The organism is Cohnella pontilimi (genome assembly GCF_005049045.1).
Taxonomy (GTDB): Bacteria; Bacillota; Bacilli; order Paenibacillales; family Paenibacillaceae; genus Cohnella; species Cohnella pontilimi.
The window spans coordinates 42,666-67,076 of sequence record NZ_SUPK01000010.1 but is presented as its reverse complement, the minus strand read 5'-3'; the positions used below and the strand labels follow the sequence as shown (position 1 = coordinate 67,076).

The window sequence follows — 24,411 nt, the reverse complement described above, 5'->3', positions numbered from 1 at the left end:
CCTCAGAATGAGCCGTTGTCTGTCAACGAAGCTATGAACTTTGTGAACATGCGGACGGAATGGGAGACGTATTTGCCTTTCGGCCAAATGACGTCCAGATTCCAAGGGATGACCGGATCGTCCAGTTGAATGACGCGGATGCGCGGGTCGGCGATCTTGTTGCAAATGGGGCCGGGCAATATCGTGATGCCCATACGCGCCCCAACCATTTCGGCCATTAAGTCCCATTGCGAGCTGGAGTGGACGATTCGCGGCTCAAAACCCGCGCTTTGGCACGCGCGACAGACGTGTTGCCGAACGGCGAATCCATAAGAGAACAAAATGAACGGCTCTTCCGCCAGCTCGGCAATCGACACGGACGACCGGTCCGCGAGCTTGTGCGATTCGTGCACGGCAAGCGCAAGCCGCTGCCTCATGAACGGGATGGCATGGAACGACTCTTCGTCAACTGGACCGACAACCACGCCGATATCCAAGTCGCCTCCCATCAACATCGCTTCGATTTTCTTCGCGCCCTCCTCCGCCATCTGGAACGCTATGTTCGGGTAAAGCTGTTGAAACGGCGACACGACGCGCGGGAAAAAAACAGAGCCGATCACGGGAGGCAGACCGATCGCGATACTGCCGACCTTCAGCTCGGCGACGTCGTCGATCGCGGTGCGCATATCCTGCACGGCGCGAAGCACCGACGGAACTTGTCCGATGGCTGCGGCGCCCGCGTCGGTGAGCTTCAGCTGCTTGCCCGACCGGTCGAACAACGGGACGCCCAGTTCGTCTTCCACGGCTTTTACGATTTTGCTCAAAGTCGGTTGGGTCAAATGGAGAGCTTCGGCTGCTTTCGTGATATTCTGTTGTTTGGCGATTTCGAGCAAGTAAGAGAGCTGTCTGATTTCCATCGAAACGCCCCCGATTCATAAAAAAATGGCATGACAATGATTCGATCTATGAATTGTACCTTCCGCCAAGTGAGATGTAAACTGGTGGTGCGATAAATGTAAGCGTTTTAATTCAAGTCAAAGGTGGAGGAGCCACAACATGTTTCTTGAAGTTTTTGCAATTGTTCTTGCGCTTGGTTTGCTCATGTTTTTCGCGTACCGGGGTTTTCCGGTCATCGTGTTCGCGCCTATCTTCACGTTGCTCGCGGTCTTGATTTCGGGTAAAGCCTTAATGCCGAGCTACACCGAAGTCTATATGGTGAACGCGGCGAACTACATCAAGACGTATTTCCCCGTCTTCCTGCTCGGCGCGATTTTCGGTAAAGCGATGGAGCTCAGCGGGGCGGCCTCTTCGATCGCCCACACGATCGTGAAATCGCTCGGATCGAAGCGGGCTATGCTGGCAGTTGTCCTTGCCTGCGCCGTGCTTACGTATGGCGGTGTTTCGCTGTTCGTCGTTGCGTTCGCGGTTTATCCGTTCGCGGCTGCTATTTTCCGCGAAGGCAATATTCCGAAGCGGCTCATTCCCGGCACCATTGCCCTCGGCGCTTTCACCTTTACGATGGATGCGCTTCCAGGCACTCCGCAAATTCAGAATATCATACCTACCGCATATTTCGGTACCGATTCCTATGCCGCTCCGGTCATCGGCATTATCGGCGGTGTGATCATCTTCGCGGCGGGCCTTTATTGGCTGGAGCGCCGCCGCAAGCAAGCGGAGCTGGCCGGCGAAGGCTACGGCGACAATCACAAGAACGAGCCCGAATCCGCTGGAGAAGCGAAATATCCGAACATCTGGCTGTCCATTTTGCCGCTCGTACTCGTGCTTGTCTTTAACTTCTTGCTGAGCCGGGGCGCTCTGACCGCCAACACCTGGTATGGCGAAGAACTCCTGAAGTCTTTCAACATCGCGAACGTGAAGAACGTTTCGTCGATCTGGGCGCTGATCATCGCTTTGTCGATCGGGATCATCGCGGCGCTGTGCATCAACGTTCGCCGAGTGCAAGGCAAGCTCGCCGCCGGCTTGACCGCCGGAGCTATGGGCGCGCTGCTCGCCATCTTCAACACGGCATCCGAGGTCGGCTTCGGCAACGTCGTGAAGACGCTGCCAGGCTTCAAGGCGATTCAGGATTGGATCCAGAGCATGAACGGCGCGCCTTTGCTGTCCGAAGCCGTCTCCGTCAACCTGCTCGCCGGCATTACGGGCTCCGCATCCGGGGGGTTATCCATCGCGCTCGAGGTCATGGGTAAGACTTACCTCTCCGCTGCGGACGCCCTGGGCATCAGCCCGGAAGTTCTGCACCGGATCGCTTCCATGGCGTCCGGCGGTATGGATACGCTGCCGCACAATGGCGCCGTTATCACGCTGCTGGCGATAACGGGACTGACCCATCGTCAATCGTACAAAGACATCTTCGCCATTACTGTTATTAAAACAGTGACGGTTCTCGCCATCGCAGCCGTGCTTTCGATTTTCCTGTAAGAAGAGCTAGGAGGTAAACCACCATGAATCAATCACCGATGGAAAGAAAAGTCGCGCTCGTCACGGGCGCGGCCAGCGGAATCGGGCTGGAAATCGCCCGTACTCTCGCTCGTGAAGGAGCGAAGGTTGTCTTGACGGACGTTCGGGGAGAGGCGGCGGCAGAAGCCGCCGCGTCTCTTCGGCGTGAAGCGGGACGCGAGGCGATCGGTCTTGCTTGTGACGTGACGGACGAAAACCAATATGCAGCGGCCATCGCGCACGCGGATTCCACTTACGGTCGCCTGGACATCCTCGTCAACAACGCCGGACTGCAGCATGTCGCGCCGATTGAAGAATTCCCCGTGGAAAAATTCGAGTTCATGCTCAAAGTGATGCTGACGGGGGCTTTCATTGGGATCAAGCATGCTTTCCCGATCATGAAGCGCCAGCAATACGGCCGAATCATCAATATGGCTTCGATCAACGGCGTTATCGGCTTCGCGGGCAAGGCCGCGTATAACAGCGCGAAGCACGGACTGATCGGCCTGACGAAAGTTGCTGCGCTGGAAGGCGCCGCCCATAACATTACGGTTAACGCGTTATGTCCGGGCTACGTCGATACCCCGCTCGTGCGGGGACAGATGGAAGACTTGGCGCGAACTCGCGGCGTTCCGCTGGAGAGCGTGCTGGAGGAAGTTCTTTATCCGCTTATCCCGCAGAAGCGGCTCCTATCCGTTGACGAGATCGCGGAATTCGCGGCACTCATCGCCGGGGATAAAATGCGCGGCGTTACGGGCGCAACGCTGTTGATCGACGGGGGTTACACCGCCCAATAACAGAGAGAGCTTGGCACAGAGGAGTGGAAACAAATGAGCAAGGTATATAATTCGACCGCAGAGGCCGTTCGCGATATCCGCGACGGCTCGACGCTCATCGTCGGCGGATTCGGTTTGTGCGGAATTCCGGAAAATTTGATTCAAGCATTGGTCGAGCAGCGCACGCGGGATTTGACCGTCGTCAGCAACAATTGCGGTGTCGACGATTGGGGACTCGGGCTGCTGCTCGCGGCCAAGCAGATCCGTAAAATGGTCTCCTCCTATGTCGGGGAGAACAAGGCGTTCGAACGTCAATACCTCAGCGGAGAGCTGGAAGTCGAGCTCGTGCCGCAAGGAACGCTGGCGGAGCGCATCCGCGCCGGAGGGGCGGGAATTCCCGGCTTCTATACCCCGACGGGTGTGGGAACGGTCGTCGCGGATGGCAAGGAGCACAAAGATTTCGACGGCAGAACCTATTTGCTGGAGAAAGCCATTACGGGCGATTTCGCTCTCGTGAAAGCTTGGAAGGCGGACACCCTGGGCAACCTCGTGTTCCGCAAGACGTCCCGCAACTTTAATCCGATCGCGGCGGCCGCGGGTCGGATTACAATCGCAGAAGCTGAGGAGATCGTCCCCGCCGGTACGTTGGACCCGGACTCCATCCATACGCCCGGCGTTTACGTACAAAGAGTCGTTCAGGGAACCGGCTATCAAAAACGGATCGAGCGGCTGACCGTTCGAAGCATCTAAGGAGGAGATCCGTATGAACGATAATCGCAGCGTGATCGTCATGCGCGCGGTGCAAGAAATTCAAGACGGAATGGTCGTCAACCTGGGCATCGGCTTGCCGACGATGGTTGCTAATTATATACCGGAAAACGTGAACGTCATGCTCCACTCGGAGAACGGCTTGCTTGGCATCGGTCCTTATCCTGTCACAGGCGAGGAAGATCCGGATCTCATTAACGCGGGCAAAGAGACAATCACGGCAATTTCGGGGTCTTCTTTTTTCGACAGCGCCGAGTCGTTCTCTATGATTCGCGGCGGCCATATCGGACTAGCCATTCTCGGCGGCATGGAAGTGTCGGAGACCGGGGACTTGGCGAACTGGATGATCCCGGGAAAAATGGTCAAAGGAATGGGCGGCGCGATGGATTTGGTCAGCGGTGCGCAGCGGGTCGTGGTGATCATGGAGCATGTCAATAAGCACGGCGAATCCAAAGTGAAACGCGCCTGCACGCTTCCGCTCACCGGCCAGCGGGTGGTCGATCGTCTCATTACGGATTTGGCCGTGTTCGACTTCACGAAGGACGGCATGGTACTCGTCGAATTGCAGCCGGGCGCGACGCTCGAGGAGGTTAGAAGCAAAACAGATGCGAGCTTCAAAACGACAACAGAACTCGAACGGGGAGTGACTTGTTAAATGACCGGAACGAATGATGCCGTTATCGTAAGCGCCGTACGCACGGCGATCGGGAATTTTCAAGGCTCGCTCTCCACAGTGCCAGCTCCCGAGCTTGGTGCCGTCGTCATTCAAGAGGCCTTAAGCCGTGCGGGTATCTCTCACGAACAGGTCGACGAGGTCATGATGGGCAACGTCCTGCAAGCAGGTCTCGGCCAGAATCCAGCGCGACAAGCCTGGCTGAAAGCCGGCTTCACCCATTCGACGCCGGCCGTTACCGTAAACAAAGTATGCGGCTCCGGCTTGAAAGCCGTCGTCATGGCCGCCCAATCTGTGATGCTGGGAGATACGGACATCGTCGTGGCGGGCGGCATGGAAAGCATGAGCCAGGCCCCGTATTTGGTACAAGGCGCGCGGTCGGGTCTTCGGTTCGGAGACGCCAAAATGGTCGATTCCATGATCCGCGACGGGCTTTGGTGCGCCATGTGCGACGTGCATATGGGAGAAACGGCGGAAAATATCGCGGAACGGTACGGCATCAGCCGTGCGGAGCAGGATGAATTCGCCGCATGGAGCCAGCAGAAGGCCGAGCAAGCCATCTCGGCGGGCCGCTTCGCCGACGAGATCGTCCCGGTATCGGTGCCTCGCGGCAAGGGTGATCCGCTGCTGGTCTCGGTGGACGAATATCCGCGCGCGGGCACGACCACCGAGTCGCTCGGCAAGCTGCGCGCGGCGTTCCGTAAGGAAGGCACCGTTACGGCCGGCAACGCATCAGGCTTGAACGACGGCGCGGCTGCGCTCGTCGTCATGTCGGCGAACAAGGCCGCGGAGCTCGGCCTCAAGCCCCTCGCCCGCATACGCGGTTACGCAAGCGCCGCGCTCGATCCCGCGTTCATGGGACTCGGTCCCGTGGATGCGACGCGGAATCTGCTGGCCAAGACGGGAGTCTCTATGGCGGATATCGACTTGTTCGAGATGAACGAGGCCTTCGCCGTTCAAGCGCTCGCCGTCGGCCGCGATCTCGAAGTACCGCGCGAGAAACTGAACGTTAACGGCGGCGCGGTCGCCCTCGGCCATCCCATTGGCGCCAGCGGCGCTCGCATACTGGTGACCCTTCTGCACGAGTTGGCGCGCCGCGGAGGAAAGCTAGGCTTGGCGTCGCTCTGCATTGGCGGCGGCCAAGGCATTTCAATGTTAGTTGAAGCCAACTAAGCCCCGAAATAACTTCGGAATTGTCACAGAAATTGGAGTCAAAATAAATCAACCTAATACGGAAATGGCGGCCGAACTGGCCGCCATTTTTCTTATTCAAAGTTTAATGATGGTATCTGTCTGGGGTCGCTCAACAAACACGAAGGGATTTAAACATCAAGATGTAATTCATACTAAAACTCCTCCCTTTAACCGTATTGGAATTTGGTTTCATTATAAAGTCCTATCAGTTGTTCCGATTTCTACATTTCAATTAAATTTTTTAAAAACTTGCTGTTACTTTTGATAAGGTTCACCGCACTATCTTTAAAGGCAAGTTTCTAAAATCAAACAGGGGCTCTCTAGTGAGGCCCCTACGGTAAGATTTATTCTGATGTAATATCGTCGAAATTCTGCAAAAGGCGCTGTGCCAGCCCTTTTTCGTTTGTTCTTAGTTCCTGCATGATCGGAATACCCATATCGGTATTTGGGTTGTATTTAAGGCCCCAATGCATAATGGCAAACACGACAGGAAGTAGATCAAGCGCTTTTTGTGTTGGCCGGTACATGGTTTGGGCCCGGTTTGTTTCGCCTTCTATCTTGACCAGCAGGCCTGCTTCAACAAGTGATAGGAGCCGTGCGCTTAAAATGTTGGTTGAGATGTTCTCGCGAGAGGCAAGGAATTCGCGGTAGTATCGCTTGTTATGGATAAGGACGTCTCGAAGGATGACCAGGCTCCATGGATCACCCCATATGTCGAGGGCATATACGATTGGACAAACAGTGAAAGTTCGCTTCTTCATGAGCAAGAGTATACACTCTGTGCTTGCATTTCACAAGTTTGTACTTGCAAAATGCAAGCACTGACTTTATACTCGAGGTGCAGCCAATAAAAGGCGAGAGGAGCTAACTTGCATGGATCAAAGTTACAGCACTTCTTTTAAGGTAGACCACAGCCCCGAAGAAGTCTTCGCAGCCATCAACAACGTCCGCGGGTGGTGGTCGGAAGAAATTGATGGCAACACTGACGAACTCGGTGAATTTAAGTATCACTACAAAGACATTCACCGCTGCACCATCCAAATCACCGAACTTGTTCGGGGTAAAAAGGTTGTATGGCACATTACAGACAACTACTTTAATTTCGTAAACGACAAGAGCGAGTGGAAGGATACCCACATAGTTTTTGAAATCGCCAAGCAGGGTGACTCCACAGAAGTTCGCTTTACGCATGTAGGGCTCGTTCCCTCGTGCGAATGCTACAGCGTTTGTTCGGACGCTTGGAGTACCTACATAAACGGCAGCCTGCACGACTTGATTACCAAAGGTAAAGGCCAGCCCAATCAAAACGAGCAAATTGCAAATAAACATGGCATTGAAAACTCTTAAAAGCGCCGAAATATTGAAGGGCACCCCGCCGGGTGCCCTTCTGAAAGTAAGTCACCAAAAAGGTGGCTCAGACTGTTATGTGGAAGGGATGCGACATTACGGATGCATGTACGATTACCAGAGCCGTTGCAATCAAAGTAATCACCAAGGCTGGTACCGCTTTTCCAACAGGATGCTTGACTCTGATATGTGAAAGGCATGCCACCAGCATCGTGATGCCAATCCAAATGCCTGCCCATGCGGCCGCTGCCGGATACCAGTAACCGATGACAAGTCCGGCCGCCCCTACGAGTTGAACGAGCCCCGTAACTACTCGAAACCATTGCGGCAGTCTAATCGACTCGAATATTTCAACAAAATTTTTCGAACCTGCCAGCTTGCTTCCGCCGCCAAAGGCCATGGAGACGAGCAGAAAACTTTGCAAAATAATAAAAATGATATACATAGAGTTCTCCTTCCTTTTACGACTAGGTCAATACCTTTTGAAGTTCGCCGCACCATTTACTCCAGCCATACTTAGCGCCATTGAGTGCCGGTTCATTCGAGAGTCCGGATTGTTCGAGATGAAGGTTCACCTTTCCGTCCCCTAAATTCTCCAGCGTCCAGGTGACCGTGTGCTTCTCCCCTCCGCTAGCCCAGGTATAGGCCACCCGGTTCGGTGCGTCCACGATAAGCACTTCGCCTTCAATAATACCGTCCCACCATTCGGTCGGCTGAGTGCGAAACTGAAAACGGTGTCCTACGACGGCCTTAAAATCATTTTCCATCGCCTGACCGGTTTGGATGTTGGACACCCACTTGGCAAGCTTGTTTGAGTCGGTTAAGGCGGACCAAAGCTTCTCGATTGTTGTCGTGTACTGAAAATCCAACGTTAAGGTTAAGCTCATTCTTCTTCCTCCTCTAATAGTCGGTTCAAGCGTGACAGATTCGTACTCCAGAAATTGCTGTAGAATACCACCCAATCTTGAACTTCTCTGAGTGGAGAGGCATTTAGCCTAAATCGTGTTTCTCTTCCGACTTTTCGGTCAGTGACCAGTCCGGCCTCTTTAAGGATTGTCAAATGCTTGGACACTGCTGTACGACCCATCTGAAACTTTGCCGTTAATTCGTGAAGAGGTATTTCCTCTGCCCCAGCTAACAAACGTATCAGTTGGCGCCTGGTTGGATCTGCAATCGCGTCAAACACATCCCGCAACTGGTTGTTCTCGCTCACAACACCCTCTCCTAAATTTGATAATCGTCCGAAGTCGTCTTATTGGACACCATTTGGTGTCTGATTTGATGATAAGACACCAAACGGTGTCCTGTCAACATATTTTTTGAGAGTGGAAACGTCCCGGAAAATTAATAACGCTCTCCCGACTTCCTCTGGGAAGCGAAAGAGCTGGAGAGTTTGCTTTCTTGTTTACACGGAGATTCCTTTTAACGCCTGATCCAGATCGTCCATAATATCCTCCACGGATTCCAGTCCGACAGACAATCGCAGCATTCCCGGAGACACACCGGCTTTGATTTGTTCCTCGGGAGATAATTTTTGATGCGTGGTCGTCGCGGGATGAATAATGAGCGATTTCACATCTCCGACGTTAGCCGCATGAGAGATGAGGTTTATGCGATCGATGACCTTTTTTTCTGTGCCGCAGCCGCCTTTGACGCCGAATGTTAAGATAGCCCCCTGCCCCTTGGGCAGATACTTTCCGACTAAATGATAATAGGGGCTGTCCCCCAAACCTGGGTAGTTAACCCACTCTACCTTCGGGTGTCCGCGTAAAAATTGTGCGACCTTGAGAGCATTCTCGCAATGTCTCTGCATACGCAAGGCAAGCGTTGCCAATCCTTGGACGAACAAAAACGCGTTGAACGGAGATATCGCCGCCCCTAAATTGCTGAGCTGTTCGACTCTGGCTTTTATGATATATGCCATCGGTCCGAAGGCTTCCGTGTATGACTTGCCACGTTGCGGATTCGGTTCGGCAAATTCCGGATATCTCCCGTTATCCCAATTGAACTTACCGGAGTCGATAATGACTCCTCCGATGGCGGTCCCGTGACCCCCGATAAATTTTGTCGCCGAATGAACGACAATGTCCGCTCCATGTTCAATCGGTCTGCAAAGATACGGTGTGGTAAAAGTGCTGTCTACGATCAGGGGGACTCCATGTTGATGAGCCATCGCGGCAATCATTTCTATATCGGGTATATCCATTTTCGGATTGCCGATCATCTCCACGAAAACAGCTTTTGTCTTTACGTTGATCACCTTGCGGAACGAATCTAAGTCATCCGAATCAGCCCAGCGCACGTGCACCCCTAATCTTGGCAGCGTCTGAGAAAATAAGGTATAGGTTCCTCCGTACAATGATGGGGACGCGACAATTTCATCACCGGTTCCGGCCAAGTTTAAAATGGAGTATGCGGCAGCAGCTTGCCCGGAAGCGAGTGCGAGCGCTCCCACCCCTCCCTCCAGACTGGCCATGCACGCTTCAAACGCCTCTTGGGTAGGGTTCATGATTCTTGTATAAATGTTCCCGGATTGTTCCAGCGAAAATAATTTGGCGGCGTGTTCCGTGTCCTTAAACTGGTAAGCTGCCGTTTGATAGATCGGCAGCGCTGTCGCTCCCGTTACTGGATCGGCTTTCTGTCCCGCATGCAGCGACTTCGTCTCAAAACCGTGTTCCCGTTCGCTCATCCTCGTCCCCCTCTTTCGTTCTTTGATATCATGCATATTTTCGATAGACCGCGCAGACATGCTCGAAAGGAATACGATTCCGCTTTACGTTCACTATTTTTCGATTCGGTCTGAAGTTGGCTTCGAGAAACCATATTTTCCCACGCCGATCCACCGCAAAATCCAAGCCCAGGTCGTTTAAATGGATAAACCGCTCTTCCAACGCCTTAGCGATGCGGAGGCTGACGCGGTAAATTAACTCCTCGGTTTCGGGTTTAATCAGCTTTCGCAAATCGTGAATAATTTCTCCTCCTTGATTGATGTTGGTGACATCCCATCCGGGCGCGGCCAATCTGCCGATCATCCCAGTCACTTGCCAACGGTCGTTACGGTCTTTTTGAGGAGAAACCCGGAAATCAAATCTCTGGCCTTTGTATGTTTTTAAATAGAGGCCCCGTTGTGCGATAAAGTCAGAGGGGTTACGAAAATATCGGTTAAAATAATGCTTTAATCTATGGTGCGGTATCAATTCTTCTTTCATCGTTTTATTGTAAATACGTATTGCCGAGTACTTATCGTTGTACTTGCGCAGGATATGGATGCCATTTCCTTGGCCGCCCTGCTTCGGTTTAATGAATACTTTGGAGTAGTCGGCCAGCATGCTCAGAAGCGTGTCGTAGCACAGTGTTTTTGTATTCGGCAGGTACGGGTGGATTCGCTCGAATTTCGACAAATACATATAATCCTTATTTTTGTCTCGATCTTTTATGGAGCAAGCGTTATAAAATCGGTAATCCCTTTTCTCTCTTAATCGTTTGATTTTCCGGAAGGAGCCCTTGCTTTGTATGCTTGAGCCGCATTTATACAAATTAATTTTCGGAATTGGGACGGTTTTATATTTCAGCATTCTGCTGCGATACGAATAGGCGTGGCCCTTGACGGTTTCACGTTCTGTGGAGACTTGGTCGAGTGAATAAAAGCATATGTCCACTTTGTGTTTTTGGGCGAGTTTCATGTAAAAAAGAACGTAAGGATCTTTGTCCCGGTCCTTTTCCCGTTCGATTCTGGTGGGGTGCAGTATGATACCGATCACAAGCCTCACCTTTCCCTGTCAATGACTTGAAGCATTCGATGTCAATTTTTTTCAACTCCACTCATCTGTCTTATAAGAAGTATGTAGTTGACTCTTGCTTTGGAAAGGCGAAAGTCTCTTCGGGCAAAAAGTTTAAGCCGTTCGATGGGGCGTTGGCCGCCGGAAGCCAGGAGAAGGTCGGTGAACTCGTCAACGCTGCGGTATCCACGGGAGGGAAGTTGTACTGCGATCCGGTAGATCGGGCAGGGAGCGAGATTGAATGGCCCCAGGAAAAATCTAAAGGCGCCCTGTTGGGCGCCCTCCATGCAGTATTATGATTGATGCTTTCCTTCGCGCAGCAATTCGACGGACTTTAAAATTTCAACCGGAGGTTCAAGATGGCATCCAGGGTACTTTTCAACATGCTCATTACTTTCTCAGCAATTTCTTTGCCAATAAGTAGCCGCTGGTACCGTTCAAGCCGCCGCCGGGCCAAGTGGCTGCGCCGCACAGATATAACCGATCGATCGGGGTGTTATAACGGGAGTACCCGGGAATCGGCCGGAAAATGTAATACTGAAATAAATGGTGGCTTCCGCCGACGCTGTCTCCACCCACTAGGTTCGGATTATCATTTTGCAAATCCATGGGAGATAGCACTTTACGGTCCAAGATGATGCCTTTTACATTGGGTGCATATTGGGCCAGTTTATCGATCACGCGGTCGGCGTATTGCCCTTTCATCGAATCCCAGGTTGCCGGCTGGATTTGATTTGCGGCATCGCCTTTCGATTTCGCCGGGAGTGCGCGGACTTGAACCCAAAGGGTTTGTTTCCCCTCCGGCGCCCGGCTCGTATCGATCACGCTTTGCTGCCCGACGACCAGCATGGGGCTTTCCGGCAACAATCCGTTCGTTGCTTCCACGTAGGTTTTCGCGATGTCATTGATGTAAGGGCCGATATGAACATAGGCAAAAGAAGAGAATTCCTCGCCTGCTTTCCACTGAAGCTTATCGTCCAGCGCCAAATGAATCATCATGGTTCCGGGACCGTAGCGGTAATTCTCGGCCTTTTGCACATATTGGGACGGCAATTGTTCTTTTTTAAGCAAGCGAGTGATAAGTTGAGTAGGCGTAATGTTACCGATAACGACTCGTTTGGCGTACAATTCTTGTCCATCGCTGAGCCTAACGCCAACGGCTTTATTGTTTTTGATGAGAATTTGATCAACAGACTTACCAAGCAGAATTTGTCCATTATGTTCCTTGATCGCGGCGATCAGACTGCCGATCAAATGGCTGATGCCGCCTTTGGTAAATCCCATTCCGTTCCGATGATTTGAAATGACCTCGATATAGGGAAAGACCGCGCCGTTTGAAACATCCGGCCCAAAGTCCAAATGAAATGCCCAAGGGACGAATAATGCTCTTATTTTTTCACTTTCGAATCGGGACTCCACAAATTCTCGAGGGGATTGCAGGATTAAACTGCCGAGCTCCATGGTTCTTTTAAATTTTAACGTGCGGTACATCTTGATCAGCTGTTTGCCCGCTTGCCAGGAAGGCAGCTCCATTTCCATCAAGGGGACCATTTGGGGAACCGTCGCGTCAAAATCCTGTTTCAACTGCTGCCATGCGTGATAATCGGACTCGGAAATATTTTTAAATGCCGTGTTGGTTTTTTCTTCATCTTTATAAACACCGACACCGGTGCCGTCAGGAAACACATTCGCGAACGGCTTATCTGCGAACACGGTAGAAAACCCGTGTCTGTGCATATCCTGACCGAATTCCCGATAAAATGGCCCCCCGAGAAACGATCCGATGTTGGTCGCATACAGATCATGAATAAAACCCTTTTGCGTGATTTCCGCCGATTTGGATGCGCCACCGGGAATATCCGCTTTTTCAAGGACAGCGACTTTCCATCCGGCTTTCGCCAGGATCAGTGCGCAAGCTAAACCGTTATGTCCGGATCCAATTATTATGGCGTCAAAATCCACACCTATCACCTCAGATAGTATGTTTTCCCAGAGTTGTGGATTTTAAATACAAACAATCTCGGTCGGCCATCACAAAAAATTTGCTTTAAAGGCCAGAACCCTCAGACAAGAGTTCTGGCCTCTACTTAACAATCCGGCAATATTAAGTATTCCTCGAGCGGTCCCGCTTGCGGTTGCAGTTTGTGGCTGCGACATATGTCCACCCATGCGTTCGCGGCGATCCGGAACAAAAACGGTTTCGTAATGTCCCGATCCGAAGATTTGCTCCTAACCCTTCAATTAAGCAGCTTTTTATCCAGTTTCCCCAACGGGGTATAAGGCAATTGATCGACGAAGATGATTTCATTGGGCATCTGAAATCTCGCAACTCTCGAGCGCAACCATTCTAATAACTCCTCTTTTGACATTCCCGCTTGTGGAGCCAACACCACTACGGCTTTCAGCCGCTGCCCAAAATACTCGTCTTGAATTCCGATCACCGCTGCATCCTCTACCCGAGGGTGAGTAAGCAGGATCTGTTCCACTTCAAGTGGATAGACATTTTCTCCCGCTGAAACAATCATGCTGTCCGCTCTTCCACACAAAAAGTAATACCCCTGCTCATTTCGATAGCCCAAATCACCGGTTTCGATCCAAGCCTTCGCACTGTTTCTCATAGACCATCTGTTTTTGAAACAAAACTGACCTACTTGGCCAATTTCAGCTTCCTTCTTTTCATCACTCATTATCTTCAAAGCGCCGCCCTTAATTTTTCTGCCGATTGTATTGGGATAGCGGGCTAAATCCTGAGGCGTCGCAATCATATTCAGGCCCGCTTCCGAAGTTCCGTACAGATTGTACAGCACCTCGCCCAGTTGCGTTAAAGTCTCTTTCACCAGCTTGGGACTAAGCTCCGCCCCCCCTGAAGCTATGCAAGCAAGAGACTTTAAATCGTCTACATTTGTTCTCAACATTTTATGCAGCATTAAGGGGACGACCGTTACAACTTCAACCTGGTGCTCCCGTATCAAGCGGCATGCTTTCTCTGCATCGAATCCGCGTTGAATGACCACTTTCTTTCCTAAAGCGCCAAACAAAAGCAGCACCGCTAGTCCGTAACCGTGATAGATGGGAGTGGTGATATAGGCAGTGCGATGGTTTAAGATTTTTAGTCGATTAACAAAGGCATAGAATGGATCCAGATACTGAAATAAGGAAGGTTTATGTACCGCTTCTTTCGCGTGGCCTGTCGTCCCGCCGGTGAGAAGCACAAGCCTCCCTGAGGAAGCCCGGTGTCGTTTTCGCTTGCCGCAGTGGCTCGAAGATTGTAAGTTGTTTATCGCAGGCAATGTGTCATGGTAGCTTAACAGTTTCGCTTTTGTATCCGAAGAATGCTCCAGCCATGCGCTTCGTTCCTCGTCATAGATCAGGAGGTCAAAATCATGACGCTTCAAAATCGTATTCAGCTGACCCTCGCTCATTTCCACATTCAGCAGATACAGATCCGCACCCGAATAAGAAACCGCAAAAATCGCTTTCACCAGAGAGGCATGGTTTTTACACAATAAACCTACCTTTTTGCCGCTCGCAAGCTGGTACCTCTCCCTCAAAACGACCGAAAGCGCCTCGGATTGTGCAAACAATTGGAGATAGGTCAGTGTTTCCTTCTCATCTACCAGCGCTATTTTTTCCCTATAGGTACTGGTTGAAAAATCCAACAGCGCCATCAGATTGATTCCATAACGATACATCGCGGTGGTTAACCGCAAAAAGGCCAAGGGGGACAGCATCCGGATTTTATACAAAATATAGATCAGTTTATAAATCCTCATCGGCTGTACCCCGCCAATCGCGCGAAAATCAGCCACCAAGGTTTGTATGTTTTTCTTTTGGTATAGATGGATTTGGATATGATCTTCGCTACATGCTGTGGAGACATGGCCGGCAATTTGCGATAAGCTGCCGTCGGCTGGATCATGGGCGTGTTCACTAATGGAAGGTAGATCGAGGTGGTGGAGATTCCTCTCATGTGCAGTTCGGGAGCCGCAGAACGAAACCAGGTGTCAAAGGCAGCTTTCGATGATTGATAAGCAGCCCAATGAGGCAAGGGAAGCAACAGTGCGTTTACGGTTGAGATGTTGAGGATGTGTCCCTGCCTTTTTTCAAGCAAAGGAAGGGTGGACAATAGCAGTTGAACCGGAGCAAAATAGTTGATCGCCATCGTGCGAGTAAAATCGTGATAGCGGTCCATGGATTGATAAATCGACCGCCGGATGGAATGACCGGCATTGCTTACGACGATATCAAGCCCATTCGGAAGCTGATGGAGAAAGGCAAGCAATCCTTCCATATCCTGCTCATTTCGAAGATCGGCCGGGAACACACTTACTCGGGCGGCTTTCGTTTCGATTTCGCTTTTCATGGCGGAAAGCTTGTCCCCTCGTCTCGCTACCAAAATCAAATGTACCTCTATCTCGGCTAACAAATAAGCCAACTGCTCCCCTATTCCGGAACTTGCACCCGTGATCAGAACCGTCTTCCCTTCCAATTCACGTCCTAGCTTCTGTCTATTTAAGGCAGTAGGCGGGAATAAGAAGTGTTCGAGAAGGCTATAGTTATTCATGCGAGCTCCTTTCTTGCGAAAAAGGCAGCCATCAAAGGCGCGTTCTCATGTTCTTCGCGAGTGGGGGAGTAAAGTCCTTTCTACTCGAAGTGGTATGGTATAGTATTGCCGAGGAATATTACGAATAATGTTGTTTGGGGGATGAAAATGTCAGATTCAGAAAAGAAGCTTGCGGTACTTATTGACGCTGATAATGTGCCCCATAAAAACATCAAAGGAATTCTGAAAGAAATAACAAAGTACGGGAGTGCAACATTTAAGCGCATTTACGGAGATTGGACTACTCAAGCGATGTCGGGGTGGAAAAAGAAATTATTAGAGACGGCTATTACTCCCATTCAGCAGTATAGCTATACCACGGGTAAGAACTCTACTGATTCCGCTTTAATCATTGATGCCATGGATATCCTGTATTCAGGAAATGTTGATGGATTCTGTATTGTTGCAAGTGATAGCGACTATACTCGGCTTGCCGTTAGAATCCGCGAAGCTGGCTTATTGGTCTATGGCTTTGGCGAGAGGAAAACTCCTGAGGCCTTCCGAGTATCTTGTGATAAGTTTACATACCTTGAAATCATCGATTCTTCGGATTCACCAGAGTTAACGGATACAAAAGCGACTCAACAGGCCAATTCTAGTGAATCAATCAATCCAGAACTAATAGAATTGATTTCAAGCTCAGTTGAGGACGTTGCTGATGAAAATGGGTGGGCTTCTCTTGGAGCAGTGGGCAGCCACATTCAAAAGAAAAAACCAGATTTTGATCCAAGAAATTATGGATTCTCTAAGCTTACTCCTCTAATCACCAATCTAAACGTCTTTGAAATCGATCGTCGCAGATCTAAAGGCTCTAAAGCGGATGTCATTTACATCAAAACAAAGGTTAAGGTTAAGCAAAAGCGTTGACATGTCGTGGTATGAAGACCATCGTCCAAATAGAAAACAGAAAAGGAGATGGCCCGATTGATAAAAAGATTCGGATTAATAATGGTATTGACCGTGTTGATGCTCACGGGATGCGGGTCGCACGGCTCCAAAGCGGCCGATTCTTCGAGCATTGGTGCGTTGCCGGCGGTTACCGAGCCGAACGAGTCGGAACCCTCAAATATGAAGACTTCGGAACCGAAACCGGCGGAATCTCCTTCTGCTGATCCGGCTGCCGATGCGAAACCGTCGCCGCAGCAGGAAACTTATAAAGCGTTTAGGATCGAACCCGTGGACGAATCTTCTCAAAACCGGATCTTCGCAACTTTCCGCGAAGAGCTGATGAAGAAAATTGATGAACGGGATTTGAATTACATCAAGGAGCATCTCGATCCACATGTCCGATTCAGCTTTGGCGGCGATGAAGCCGGAGCAGAAGGTTTAATCAAAGAGTGGGACGAAACTCGTTGGATGGAGTTGGAACGGGCACTGCAGTTGGGCGGGGTATTCACTGGCAGAGGGAATGACCAAAAGATGTTTGTTGCGCCCTACGTGTTCGAATTGTTCGACAAGTTGCCGGAGCAACTCGATGCTTTCACATACGGTGTTGCCGTTGAGAAGGACGTTAAGGTATACGCGGACCGCAGCGAGTCTTCGCAGGTATTGGACGTCCTCGATTATACGGTGGTTAAAATGGAGTACGAAGAAGGAGGCTGGACGCCTGTGATCACTCCTTCGGGTTACGGGGGATATGTCAAGCAAGGACAAGTCCGTTCGCCCATTGATTATCGCGTTATTTTTAACTTCCAGGACGATAACTGGAAAATCATCACTTTTGTCGCAGGCGATTGAAGAAGTAAGTAGGATCAGTTGAATATACTTGTTCGTAAAAATACAGAGCACACCGTATTTTCGCCGTGCTCTGTATTTTATTTCTACAACCTACTTATTGCGGGTTTCCTCCTCCAGCGCCCCTCCCGCTGCAGCCGGACACTCTCCTGCTGGTAATGGCCGCCGATCACGGTGAAGACCGAGGGAATGTGCATTCTTGTTTCCCGAGGACTTAAGAAAATATGGGACGAGCCACCGGCGGATGCATCCGAAATCCCGCTGACATCCGCGAACGAGGCACCCGCCGCCTCGTTGTGACCGTCATTTGATTTCCCCGCTAAACAAAAGAGGCAGAAGAAACGAAAAACCGTTTCCTCTGCCTCTCGCCTGTCCGGCCGATTATCCCTACCAAACCCGGTCCAACGCAATCCTCTACATCTCCTCGAAAGGGTTAAACGGTCTCCGTCTGTTTTTTGTGTACGGTGAGTCTCCCCCGAAGCCGATGATGAAGCACATAGTAGAAAACAACGGACAGCAGCGCCATCACTCCGGCCGTCGCATACATCATCCGATAATCCGTGAACGAGGCGATCATGCCCATGAAGTAAGAACCGAACCCATAGCCCAAATCAAACAACAGGAAGAACGTCCCCATCGCGCTGCCTCTCCGATGCTCGGGGGCCAGCTTGACCGCGAGTGTCTGGAAGCAGGGCAACAACGCCCCGTAGCCGATGCCCATGATGCTGCCCGACAGAAGGACCGCATCCCCGGAATGCGCTTGGCTGAGCAAGATCAGGCCGACGGCGAACAGCGCGACCCCGGGATAGTACAAATAATGCTCCTTATATTTATCGAATACTTTGCCGATCACCGGGCGGAACAAGACGATCATCGCCGCGAACGCGAGGAAGAACAAAGACGTTATGCTCGATTGGTGAATCTCTTGGGCGAAGGAAGCGAAGAAGCCGGAAAGCGAACTGTAGGCGAAGGATACGATGAAGCCTACGAGCGAAATCGGCAACGCCTTCGGCTCGATAAAGTCACTCCATTGCAGACGTTTCTTGCCCTCGCTTGGTTCCGGTTCAACTGTAGTTGACGTCGGTACCAAGCCTTCCGCTTTCTGCAGGGGAAGCCTCATTCCGATCACGAACGCGAGAGACAGCGCGGCGATGATGCACACGGCCAGCAGCAGGAAGTTCACGTTCTCGTCCTTCCACAGCCAGATCCCCAATGCTGGCCCCACGGCCATCGCGATGCTCATAAACATGCTGTAGTAGCCGATCCCTTCCCCTTGGCGGGATTCGGGAATGATAGAGGAAGCGGCAGTGCTTGTCGCGGTCGACGATAACGCATAGGCGAATCCGTGGATCAGACGAATCGCAAGGAACAGCAACATGCCTGTCGCGCCGAAATACGCGATGCAGGCCAGCAAGAACACGGACAGCCCGAACACGGCCATCCTCTTTTTCCCAAACCGATCGACCCACAGTCCCGAGAACGGCCTGCCTATGATGCCGCCAATGACATAAACGGTAATCACTAATCCCATCTGTTGTTCATTGCCGTGTAAGCTATCCTTCACATATAACGGAAACGCCGTTGCCAGAATATAAAACGTGAGAAACATAAAGAAGCTGCTCAAGCAAACAACGATGAAATCCTTTGTCCAGATTCTCTCTCTAAGCAAACCGCTGCTCTCCAATCCCATCCTGATTTCTATCTCTATTGTGAAATCATTATAAGATTGAGGATTTATTATGTATAATACTTATTTAATAATAAATTCATTTCATGAATGTGATATATAAAGGATGTTAATCAATGGAATTTCTTCAACTGAAATATTTTCAAACGGTCGCCAGACTGGAGCATTTTACGCAGGCAGCCCGGGAGTTGAACGTATCGCAGCCGTCGCTGAGCAACTCGATTCATCGCCTGGAGAAGAAGCTTGGCGTTCCTCTGTTTGTACGCGAGGGGAGACGGGTCAAGCTGAACGCCTTCGGCAGAACCTACCTCAGGCGCGTCGAACGGGCTTTCTTTGAACTGGAAGAAGGCGAACGCGAGCTTGCCGACATGGCCGGACTGCAGCATGGCGTCGTATCGATCTCGATCACGCTCCCCTACGTACTGCCGATGCTTCTCAAAGAGTTCTTAACCGATCATCCTCATGTCCGTATTATCCAGCATCAATTGGGCTCCGTGCTAGAGATCCAGAACGAGCTCGAGAATGCCGCCATCGATTTATCCATCTCCACCACGCCGGTTACGGGGCCGGACATCGAGTGGCTGACATTGGCGGAAGAAGAATTATGCTTAACCGTTCCTAGCTCCCATCGGTTTGCCTCCAGGGACTGCATCTCGCTGAGCGAAGCGGCGAACGAGCCCTTCATCGCGCTAGCCTCCCACTCCCACTTCCGGGAGATTACAGACGGATTCTGCCGCCAAGCAGGCTTTGAGCCCCGTATTGCCTTCGAGCTCGAAGAGGCCAGCTCGATCCAGACGCTGGTCGAGATGGGGCTCGGCATCACCTTCACGCTGCCCCTCTCGCTGGGCAACAGAGCCTCCAACTCGAACACGGCCCAGGTGAAAGTCAAAGATCCCGTATGCCTGCGAACCTTCGGTATAGCCTGGAACCGGAAGCACTATCTGTCCGAAGCCGCCATCCGTTTCCGGGAGTTCGTGATCCACTTCTTCCGGAAGGCCTAGTAACAAGGCACCCTAAACAATCGTATCTGGCGAAACATGCTTGTTATGACCCTTGCTTCATACAAATTAAAATAAAATTACACCATGGTTAGTAAAAAGGATGGAGGTGCGTTGATGTTAAATAGGTGGCTATTAATAAGAGTGCTATTATTGGGAGGACTAGCTTACTTTCTAAGATTTTTATTGGATGATCATTGGAATGTATATGATTTATTCGGGCCGTTACTTTTATTAATTGCTCTAATAAATGAAGTGCTTTACAAAAAGAGAAAGTACCAAAATTCCCATCATAGCAAAAACGACAATCAGGGCTGCTTATGAACCTCTAATTTCCGAGATGATGGAGCTGAGAAACTTTTGCTGTTCATCACTGGCATTTTCACACAGCCCCCATAGCAATTGATTCTCGTGCTCAGTCAGATCCCTTTTGAGTGTTGAACTCATTCTTCGCTGCAAGTCGAAAAACACGCCTCTTTCTTCGACAGCCCGAATGTAGTGCCCGTCCGGATCATAAAAGGTGAAGTAACCGAATTGATTCGTAAATACAGGTTCATTATCAATATGGGCTCCGGCTTGTTTAATCCGTTCATGCAAAGCAAGCAAATCATTCGTTAATAGCTCAACCATCGTCACGTGCCCAGTGCTATTTGTGACAAAGAATGAGCGTGGAAATACAAACTTCAATTGTGTGATATCGTCCGGTTTGGTTTCCATCAAAAAAATACCGGGACCGTTTCTATTTTTCAATCCGACATGTGCCTCTCCAAACGAATAATCTGCCGAAAACAATTCATAGCCCAACACATTGCAATAAAAATCTATCGACTTTTTCAAATCTGTGACCGGAAATCTCATGCAGCAGTAACCGATCACATCTGCACCATTTGTTTTTTTGTTCAACAGATTATCGGCAGGTATTTCTTTAACATTGCTCATTCTTTTATCCTCCTTATTGCCTTGAATAACTTTAAGGGCATTGGGAATATTAACAGGTTTTATCCATCACATCTTTGCATATTCTTTATACCTGGCTCCATTACATGTACCTCCTCACTTTTCATTATTTTACCAAATTAAAATCATTGTGTTATGTCAGTTTTTTATCAACTTTTTGTTGGAATACGTTTCACATATCTGCCCGTCAGGAGCTTTGCTGGCTCCGGGGTTCCTGTAACTGCTTTCCTCAACCTCTTGTTTGCAAGCTGTTGAACGGAACCCAAAGAGGGATGCAGCAGCCCGCCTACGGCAACCTGTCACAGCCCTCCAACCCGCTCCCGTGTGGCCTCTCGCTAAAACTCATTGATAGAGATCACATAATAATTAGACTCTGCAGTAATCTCAAACCCTGCCGAATGATAGAGGTTTAGAAATTATTGCTATAGTTGAAGTTTCGTCAGGTCAGTGCCTGAGCAAGAGACGCAAGGGGTCGGGTTGCACACCGTGATGGTAGGCTTCCCGGCCTTCTTTTTGCCTGTACAAAGGATACGAGCGCGTGCTCGGTTCGTTGACCTCTAAGTATTTTCAGCAACCGCTTGTTCACTCCGTGTTGACTTCGGTCCATAAAAAAAATAGAGCGACTGTGTTCATTAAACCGCGCCCTATATTCAACATAAACTTACTACTATTTCTGTTTCGACACTTCTTCGTCCCCCACCTCCACCCGGTCGCTCACCCAATCCCCCCATTTGCTTCGATCTGTGAGCCAATCAACAATTGATTACAAAGACAAGAATTCTTAAAAAGGATCCTGAACTTGAATTCCCACTACATAATACAGGAAAAAGTCGAAGTTGGTCGAATATGGTAATAGTCGTGCCCATAGTTTTATTTAGTGGACTCTACGGCAATTAATTATCTGCAGTGGGGGTATAAATATGGAAATTCAAATTAAACATAACTCAATAAGTGATTCTCCCTATAGTGGAAGTACTGAAGATTTATTTGTTTTCGACGATGAAGAACTAATTTCACAATTTAAGCAGGAAATGCTTAACGGTACTCCTACTTGTTTTTTGATTTCCGGATATCGAGGCGCAGGTAAAACTTCGTTTATTAAAAGAGTATCACAAGATATTAAAGAGAAAAGAAGCGATGGAAAACAAATTGTCTTCATAAACTTAAACCTAGCCAAATATGAAAGTTATTCTCTACTACTACGAAAGATTATTCGTCAGGTCTATCACTCGGTAACAGAAATACAAAACTTTAAAGAAATAAGGGAGAAGAATGCCGAGATTATCACCTCACTAGAACTATTATATGAACGTACTTATCGTGAGATTGTATATTCCCAAAATGATAGTCAGAAACAAGAATCAAATTTGTCTACTGAAGTACAAGTTGATGTTAAGAAAATGACAATAGCATTAGTATTGCTACTGTTAACAGGATTAAATTTAAGGTTTAATATTTTTGAGTGGTTATTAGATCTAAGAAAAAATAAATATCTTGATACTCTTTTCTTTTGCGCCCCCTTGTTCTGGGCGGCATTCGAATTGATTAAATTTAATGTAAAACAGACAAAAAACAAAACAAAATATTCTGAAATAAGCAGAAAGACTCTCTATGACGATGAAATTGCCGAGTTTCAATTAAATAAAATATTAGTAGATCTCAATAAACTACGCATTTTACCGGTATTTATTGTTGATGAGTTAGATAAGATCGATGAAAATGAAAAAGTTGAGTTGTTAATTGCTGAATTAAAACCTCTTTTATTGTCGGGATTAGCAAGTTTCATATTGGTTTCAGGTCAGAATTTATATTATAAATTTCATACAGCCCACACACACGATGATGCCTTAATAGCAAGTATTTTTTCAAAAACACTTCACATTCCATTATTATCAACTAGGACTTTTTTTGATATATTTTCAAACATTATCTTCGACCCAGCCAATATAAACGACACTAATGTCATCGATTATGTAAAATCGAAAGTATTAAATTCAAATCGATTACCGAGGCGATTTCTCAATCTTATTCGTCAAGATATATTATGGAGAGATAACTTAGCCTTTATTGAAATTCCAGAAGAGAGTAAACAAGTATATAAAACAGATGCTTTATTATTAGAGCAAGTAGAAAAAATTATTAATGAGGATCTCATAAATACCGATTATAGTGATGGTATTATTGATTTTTTTATTACTCAATTGCATTTGTGGATTCTAAAAATGAAATTAAAAGGAAGCTCTTTCTTTTGCAAGGAAGACATTTACAATTTGGTCAGTGATTATAAAACTTCTCATCCAAGTTGGAGTTTCGCTCGACTCAATGTTATTGTTGTAAAACTACTTGATGATTTAACAACATCCGGGCTATTGGAAAAGAAATTGGAGCGGTCTGATGACGGAGAAGATATTCCCTATTTCAGATGGACAGATCGAGTAACCATTAAAACTGAAACAATACTTGGTGTTACTGATGAATTCCAATCAAAATTTCTAAGAGATTTCATAGAACTCGAAAAATATATTCGCACAATTTATCTTGAAGTATTTCATGATAAAAATCATAAATCTATTATTCAAATGCTTAGAAAGTTTGTCGAAATCGAACTTCTTCCCAGAAGCTGGATTGAGGGAAATCGGTTAAATGTAATTATTGATTTAAGAAATAAAATTGTACACGGACAAGATGTTACTATTGAAGATTTGGATCATGTTCAAAATTATTCTTTCGAGATTAATAAGTTCAAAGCTCAATTTATCGAGCATTATTCGTTTTATATGACTAAGTTACACTTTAATGGCTATAATCTTTCTGTCACTCGCGAAACTCAGATCGTCCCAACTACAAATAGTAGATTTAGATTTGATTTTATTGCCTCTAGCAACTTGGATCAATATCCTGATGCATTATTTGAAGTGAAAATAATAAATTCTGCGAATATATCAATAATGAAAGACAATATTTACAGAACTATTAACTCTTTTAAAGATTATAATATTCATTCGCAAAAGAACAACTATCTATGTTTTCTAATTCACGCTCAAGGTGGTAATGGTAAAAAGACCTATTCCTCTTTTAAGAGCCTTTTGGATAATATTGTTAATAATGAATTCCCAAGCTTGGCGACTTATATTTCAGTTTACTTCCACCCCGACCAAGGATTGGATACTGAAAACAACTTACAGATCTACTTAGACGGAATACTACAAAAATTAGGCATTAACTAAGCTACCATCTGGGAATGTTCCATATTAGCACCATTAATTTTATCTTGAATCGACTTTCATTTTATACCATTGTTTTTTTCAATCCATATAAACATATTCATAGTTTATGTGAGTATGTTAGTTTTGATCTGCTCGATGCTGCTCATATTTGTATAACTTGATGATTGGCTCTGTGTTGATTCCGGACATGCAAAAACACCGCCACTGATCTATGTGCCTTATATGGCTAATC

At 48.4% G+C, this 24,411-nt stretch carries 22 protein-coding genes; 10 read left to right on the top strand and 12 right to left on the bottom strand.

From position 1 onward, the window contains the following. Positions 1-2: 2 nt before the first annotated feature. Positions 3-896 carry a LysR family transcriptional regulator gene (locus E5161_RS18620; protein ID WP_136779392.1) on the bottom strand — a complete coding sequence of 298 codons (894 nt, stop codon included), beginning with the start codon at positions 894-896 and terminating at the stop codon, positions 3-5. A gap of 139 nt (positions 897-1,035) precedes the next feature. Between E5161_RS18620 and E5161_RS18615 the strand changes: the two genes are divergently transcribed. The 5 genes from E5161_RS18615 to E5161_RS18595 are packed head-to-tail and all read left to right on the top strand — an operon-like array spanning position 1,036 to position 5,826. Then, positions 1,036-2,418, top strand: coding sequence for a GntP family permease (locus E5161_RS18615; RefSeq protein ID WP_136779391.1), 1,383 nt, complete (start codon positions 1,036-1,038; stop codon positions 2,416-2,418). A 38-nt stretch (positions 2,419-2,456) separates the two neighbouring features. Beyond that, a complete protein-coding gene (locus tag E5161_RS18610) occupies positions 2,457-3,233 on the top strand; it encodes a 3-hydroxybutyrate dehydrogenase (protein ID WP_425456540.1) in 777 nt (258 codons plus the stop codon). A 33-nt stretch (positions 3,234-3,266) separates the two neighbouring features. Next, entirely contained in the window at positions 3,267-3,962 is a 696-nt protein-coding gene (locus tag E5161_RS18605) for a CoA transferase subunit A (protein ID WP_136779389.1), read from the top strand. 13 nt (positions 3,963-3,975) lie between these two features. Further along, positions 3,976-4,635 carry a 3-oxoacid CoA-transferase subunit B gene (locus E5161_RS18600; protein ID WP_136779388.1) on the top strand — a complete coding sequence of 220 codons (660 nt, stop codon included), beginning with the start codon at positions 3,976-3,978 and terminating at the stop codon, positions 4,633-4,635. Then, positions 4,636-5,826 carry an acetyl-CoA C-acetyltransferase gene (locus E5161_RS18595; RefSeq protein WP_136779387.1) on the top strand — a complete coding sequence of 397 codons (1,191 nt, stop codon included), beginning with the start codon at positions 4,636-4,638 and terminating at the stop codon, positions 5,824-5,826. It abuts the gene before it with no gap. 365 nt (positions 5,827-6,191) lie between these two features. On the opposite strand, the gene E5161_RS18590 is transcribed toward E5161_RS18595, so the two are convergent. Next, on the bottom strand, positions 6,192-6,608 hold the full coding sequence (locus E5161_RS18590; RefSeq protein WP_136779386.1) for a winged helix-turn-helix transcriptional regulator: 417 nt from the start codon (positions 6,606-6,608) through the stop codon (positions 6,192-6,194). A gap of 112 nt (positions 6,609-6,720) precedes the next feature. On the opposite strand from E5161_RS18590, the gene E5161_RS18585 reads away from it, so the two are divergent. Next, on the top strand, positions 6,721-7,194 hold the full coding sequence (locus E5161_RS18585; protein WP_136779385.1) for an SRPBCC family protein: 474 nt from the start codon (positions 6,721-6,723) through the stop codon (positions 7,192-7,194). A 67-nt stretch (positions 7,195-7,261) separates the two neighbouring features. Here the strand turns inward: E5161_RS18585 and E5161_RS18580 are convergent, their stop codons facing one another. From E5161_RS18580 to E5161_RS18545, 8 genes are all read right to left on the bottom strand, one after another. After that, entirely contained in the window at positions 7,262-7,639 is a 378-nt protein-coding gene (locus E5161_RS18580) for a DoxX family protein (RefSeq protein WP_136779384.1), read from the bottom strand. A 22-nt stretch (positions 7,640-7,661) separates the two neighbouring features. Then, positions 7,662-8,081 (bottom strand): SRPBCC family protein, encoded by a 420-nt coding sequence (locus tag E5161_RS18575; protein WP_136779383.1) that lies wholly within the window; start codon positions 8,079-8,081, stop codon positions 7,662-7,664. Beyond that, positions 8,078-8,407 (bottom strand): ArsR/SmtB family transcription factor, encoded by a 330-nt coding sequence (locus E5161_RS18570; RefSeq protein ID WP_136779382.1) that lies wholly within the window; start codon positions 8,405-8,407, stop codon positions 8,078-8,080. Before E5161_RS18570 ends, E5161_RS18575 begins: the two co-directional genes overlap by 4 nt. Positions 8,408-8,599: 192 nt before the next feature. Beyond that, positions 8,600-9,883 carry an O-acetylhomoserine aminocarboxypropyltransferase/cysteine synthase family protein gene (locus E5161_RS18565; protein ID WP_136779381.1) on the bottom strand — a complete coding sequence of 428 codons (1,284 nt, stop codon included), beginning with the start codon at positions 9,881-9,883 and terminating at the stop codon, positions 8,600-8,602. A 28-nt stretch (positions 9,884-9,911) separates the two neighbouring features. Continuing rightward, complete coding sequence (locus E5161_RS18560; RefSeq protein ID WP_281279892.1) at positions 9,912-10,769, bottom strand: YheC/YheD family protein; 858 nt, start codon at positions 10,767-10,769, stop codon at positions 9,912-9,914. Between the two features lie 594 nt (positions 10,770-11,363). Then, complete coding sequence (locus E5161_RS18555; protein ID WP_246042424.1) at positions 11,364-12,935, bottom strand: phytoene desaturase family protein; 1,572 nt, start codon at positions 12,933-12,935, stop codon at positions 11,364-11,366. Between the two features lie 275 nt (positions 12,936-13,210). After that, entirely contained in the window at positions 13,211-14,746 is a 1,536-nt protein-coding gene (locus E5161_RS18550; protein ID WP_211246763.1) for an AMP-binding protein, read from the bottom strand. Then, positions 14,743-15,537: an SDR family NAD(P)-dependent oxidoreductase gene (locus E5161_RS18545; RefSeq protein WP_136779379.1), complete on the bottom strand. Its 795-nt coding sequence runs from the start codon at positions 15,535-15,537 to the stop codon at positions 14,743-14,745. The genes E5161_RS18550 and E5161_RS18545 overlap by 4 nt, the downstream gene beginning before the upstream one ends. Positions 15,538-15,684: 147 nt before the next feature. Here E5161_RS18545 and E5161_RS18540 point away from each other — a divergent pair, with 147 nt between their 5' ends. Both E5161_RS18540 and E5161_RS18535 read left to right on the top strand, forming a co-directional pair. Then, positions 15,685-16,443 carry an NYN domain-containing protein gene (locus E5161_RS18540; RefSeq protein ID WP_136779378.1) on the top strand — a complete coding sequence of 253 codons (759 nt, stop codon included), beginning with the start codon at positions 15,685-15,687 and terminating at the stop codon, positions 16,441-16,443. A 57-nt stretch (positions 16,444-16,500) separates the two neighbouring features. Further along, a complete protein-coding gene (locus E5161_RS18535; protein ID WP_136779377.1) occupies positions 16,501-17,313 on the top strand; it encodes an SH3 domain-containing protein in 813 nt (270 codons plus the stop codon). A 430-nt stretch (positions 17,314-17,743) separates the two neighbouring features. Here E5161_RS18535 and E5161_RS18530 read toward each other — a convergent pair whose 3' ends face one another. Next, entirely contained in the window at positions 17,744-19,000 is a 1,257-nt protein-coding gene (locus E5161_RS18530) for an MFS transporter (protein ID WP_136779376.1), read from the bottom strand. A gap of 113 nt (positions 19,001-19,113) precedes the next feature. Between E5161_RS18530 and E5161_RS18525 the strand changes: the two genes are divergently transcribed. Next, positions 19,114-19,998 carry a LysR family transcriptional regulator gene (locus tag E5161_RS18525; RefSeq protein WP_136779375.1) on the top strand — a complete coding sequence of 295 codons (885 nt, stop codon included), beginning with the start codon at positions 19,114-19,116 and terminating at the stop codon, positions 19,996-19,998. Between the two features lie 315 nt (positions 19,999-20,313). Here the strand turns inward: E5161_RS18525 and E5161_RS18520 are convergent, their stop codons facing one another. Next, positions 20,314-20,934 carry a VOC family protein gene (locus tag E5161_RS18520; protein WP_136779374.1) on the bottom strand — a complete coding sequence of 207 codons (621 nt, stop codon included), beginning with the start codon at positions 20,932-20,934 and terminating at the stop codon, positions 20,314-20,316. Between the two features lie 938 nt (positions 20,935-21,872). Between E5161_RS18520 and E5161_RS18515 the strand changes: the two genes are divergently transcribed. Beyond that, positions 21,873-24,179 carry a P-loop NTPase fold protein gene (locus E5161_RS18515; RefSeq protein WP_136779373.1) on the top strand — a complete coding sequence of 769 codons (2,307 nt, stop codon included), beginning with the start codon at positions 21,873-21,875 and terminating at the stop codon, positions 24,177-24,179. The last annotated feature ends 232 nt before the right edge of the window (positions 24,180-24,411 follow it).

What these genes read in the sequence shown, in the direction of transcription:
- E5161_RS18620 (WP_136779392.1), bottom strand. Translation starts at nt 896, where the DNA reads ATGGAAATCAGACAGCTCTCTTACTTGCTCGAAATCGCCAAACAACAG.
- E5161_RS18615 (WP_136779391.1), top strand. Translation starts at nt 1,036, where the DNA reads ATGTTTCTTGAAGTTTTTGCAATTGTTCTTGCGCTTGGTTTGCTCATG.
- E5161_RS18610 (WP_425456540.1), top strand. Translation starts at nt 2,457, where the DNA reads ATGGAAAGAAAAGTCGCGCTCGTCACGGGCGCGGCCAGCGGAATCGGG.
- E5161_RS18605 (WP_136779389.1), top strand. Translation starts at nt 3,267, where the DNA reads ATGAGCAAGGTATATAATTCGACCGCAGAGGCCGTTCGCGATATCCGC.
- E5161_RS18600 (WP_136779388.1), top strand. Translation starts at nt 3,976, where the DNA reads ATGAACGATAATCGCAGCGTGATCGTCATGCGCGCGGTGCAAGAAATT.
- E5161_RS18595 (WP_136779387.1), top strand. Translation starts at nt 4,636, where the DNA reads ATGACCGGAACGAATGATGCCGTTATCGTAAGCGCCGTACGCACGGCG.
- E5161_RS18590 (WP_136779386.1), bottom strand. Translation starts at nt 6,608, where the DNA reads ATGAAGAAGCGAACTTTCACTGTTTGTCCAATCGTATATGCCCTCGAC.
- E5161_RS18585 (WP_136779385.1), top strand. Translation starts at nt 6,721, where the DNA reads ATGGATCAAAGTTACAGCACTTCTTTTAAGGTAGACCACAGCCCCGAA.
- E5161_RS18580 (WP_136779384.1), bottom strand. Translation starts at nt 7,639, where the DNA reads ATGTATATCATTTTTATTATTTTGCAAAGTTTTCTGCTCGTCTCCATG.
- E5161_RS18575 (WP_136779383.1), bottom strand. Translation starts at nt 8,081, where the DNA reads ATGAGCTTAACCTTAACGTTGGATTTTCAGTACACGACAACAATCGAG.
- E5161_RS18565 (WP_136779381.1), bottom strand. Translation starts at nt 9,883, where the DNA reads ATGAGCGAACGGGAACACGGTTTTGAGACGAAGTCGCTGCATGCGGGA.
- E5161_RS18560 (WP_281279892.1), bottom strand. Translation starts at nt 10,769, where the DNA reads ATGCTGAAATATAAAACCGTCCCAATTCCGAAAATTAATTTGTATAAA.
- E5161_RS18550 (WP_211246763.1), bottom strand. Translation starts at nt 14,746, where the DNA reads ATGAGGATTTATAAACTGATCTATATTTTGTATAAAATCCGGATGCTG.
- E5161_RS18545 (WP_136779379.1), bottom strand. Translation starts at nt 15,537, where the DNA reads ATGAATAACTATAGCCTTCTCGAACACTTCTTATTCCCGCCTACTGCC.
- E5161_RS18540 (WP_136779378.1), top strand. Translation starts at nt 15,685, where the DNA reads ATGTCAGATTCAGAAAAGAAGCTTGCGGTACTTATTGACGCTGATAAT.
- E5161_RS18530 (WP_136779376.1), bottom strand. Translation starts at nt 19,000, where the DNA reads ATGGGATTGGAGAGCAGCGGTTTGCTTAGAGAGAGAATCTGGACAAAG.
- E5161_RS18525 (WP_136779375.1), top strand. Translation starts at nt 19,114, where the DNA reads ATGGAATTTCTTCAACTGAAATATTTTCAAACGGTCGCCAGACTGGAG.
- E5161_RS18520 (WP_136779374.1), bottom strand. Translation starts at nt 20,934, where the DNA reads ATGAGCAATGTTAAAGAAATACCTGCCGATAATCTGTTGAACAAAAAA.
- E5161_RS18515 (WP_136779373.1), top strand. Translation starts at nt 21,873, where the DNA reads ATGGAAATTCAAATTAAACATAACTCAATAAGTGATTCTCCCTATAGT.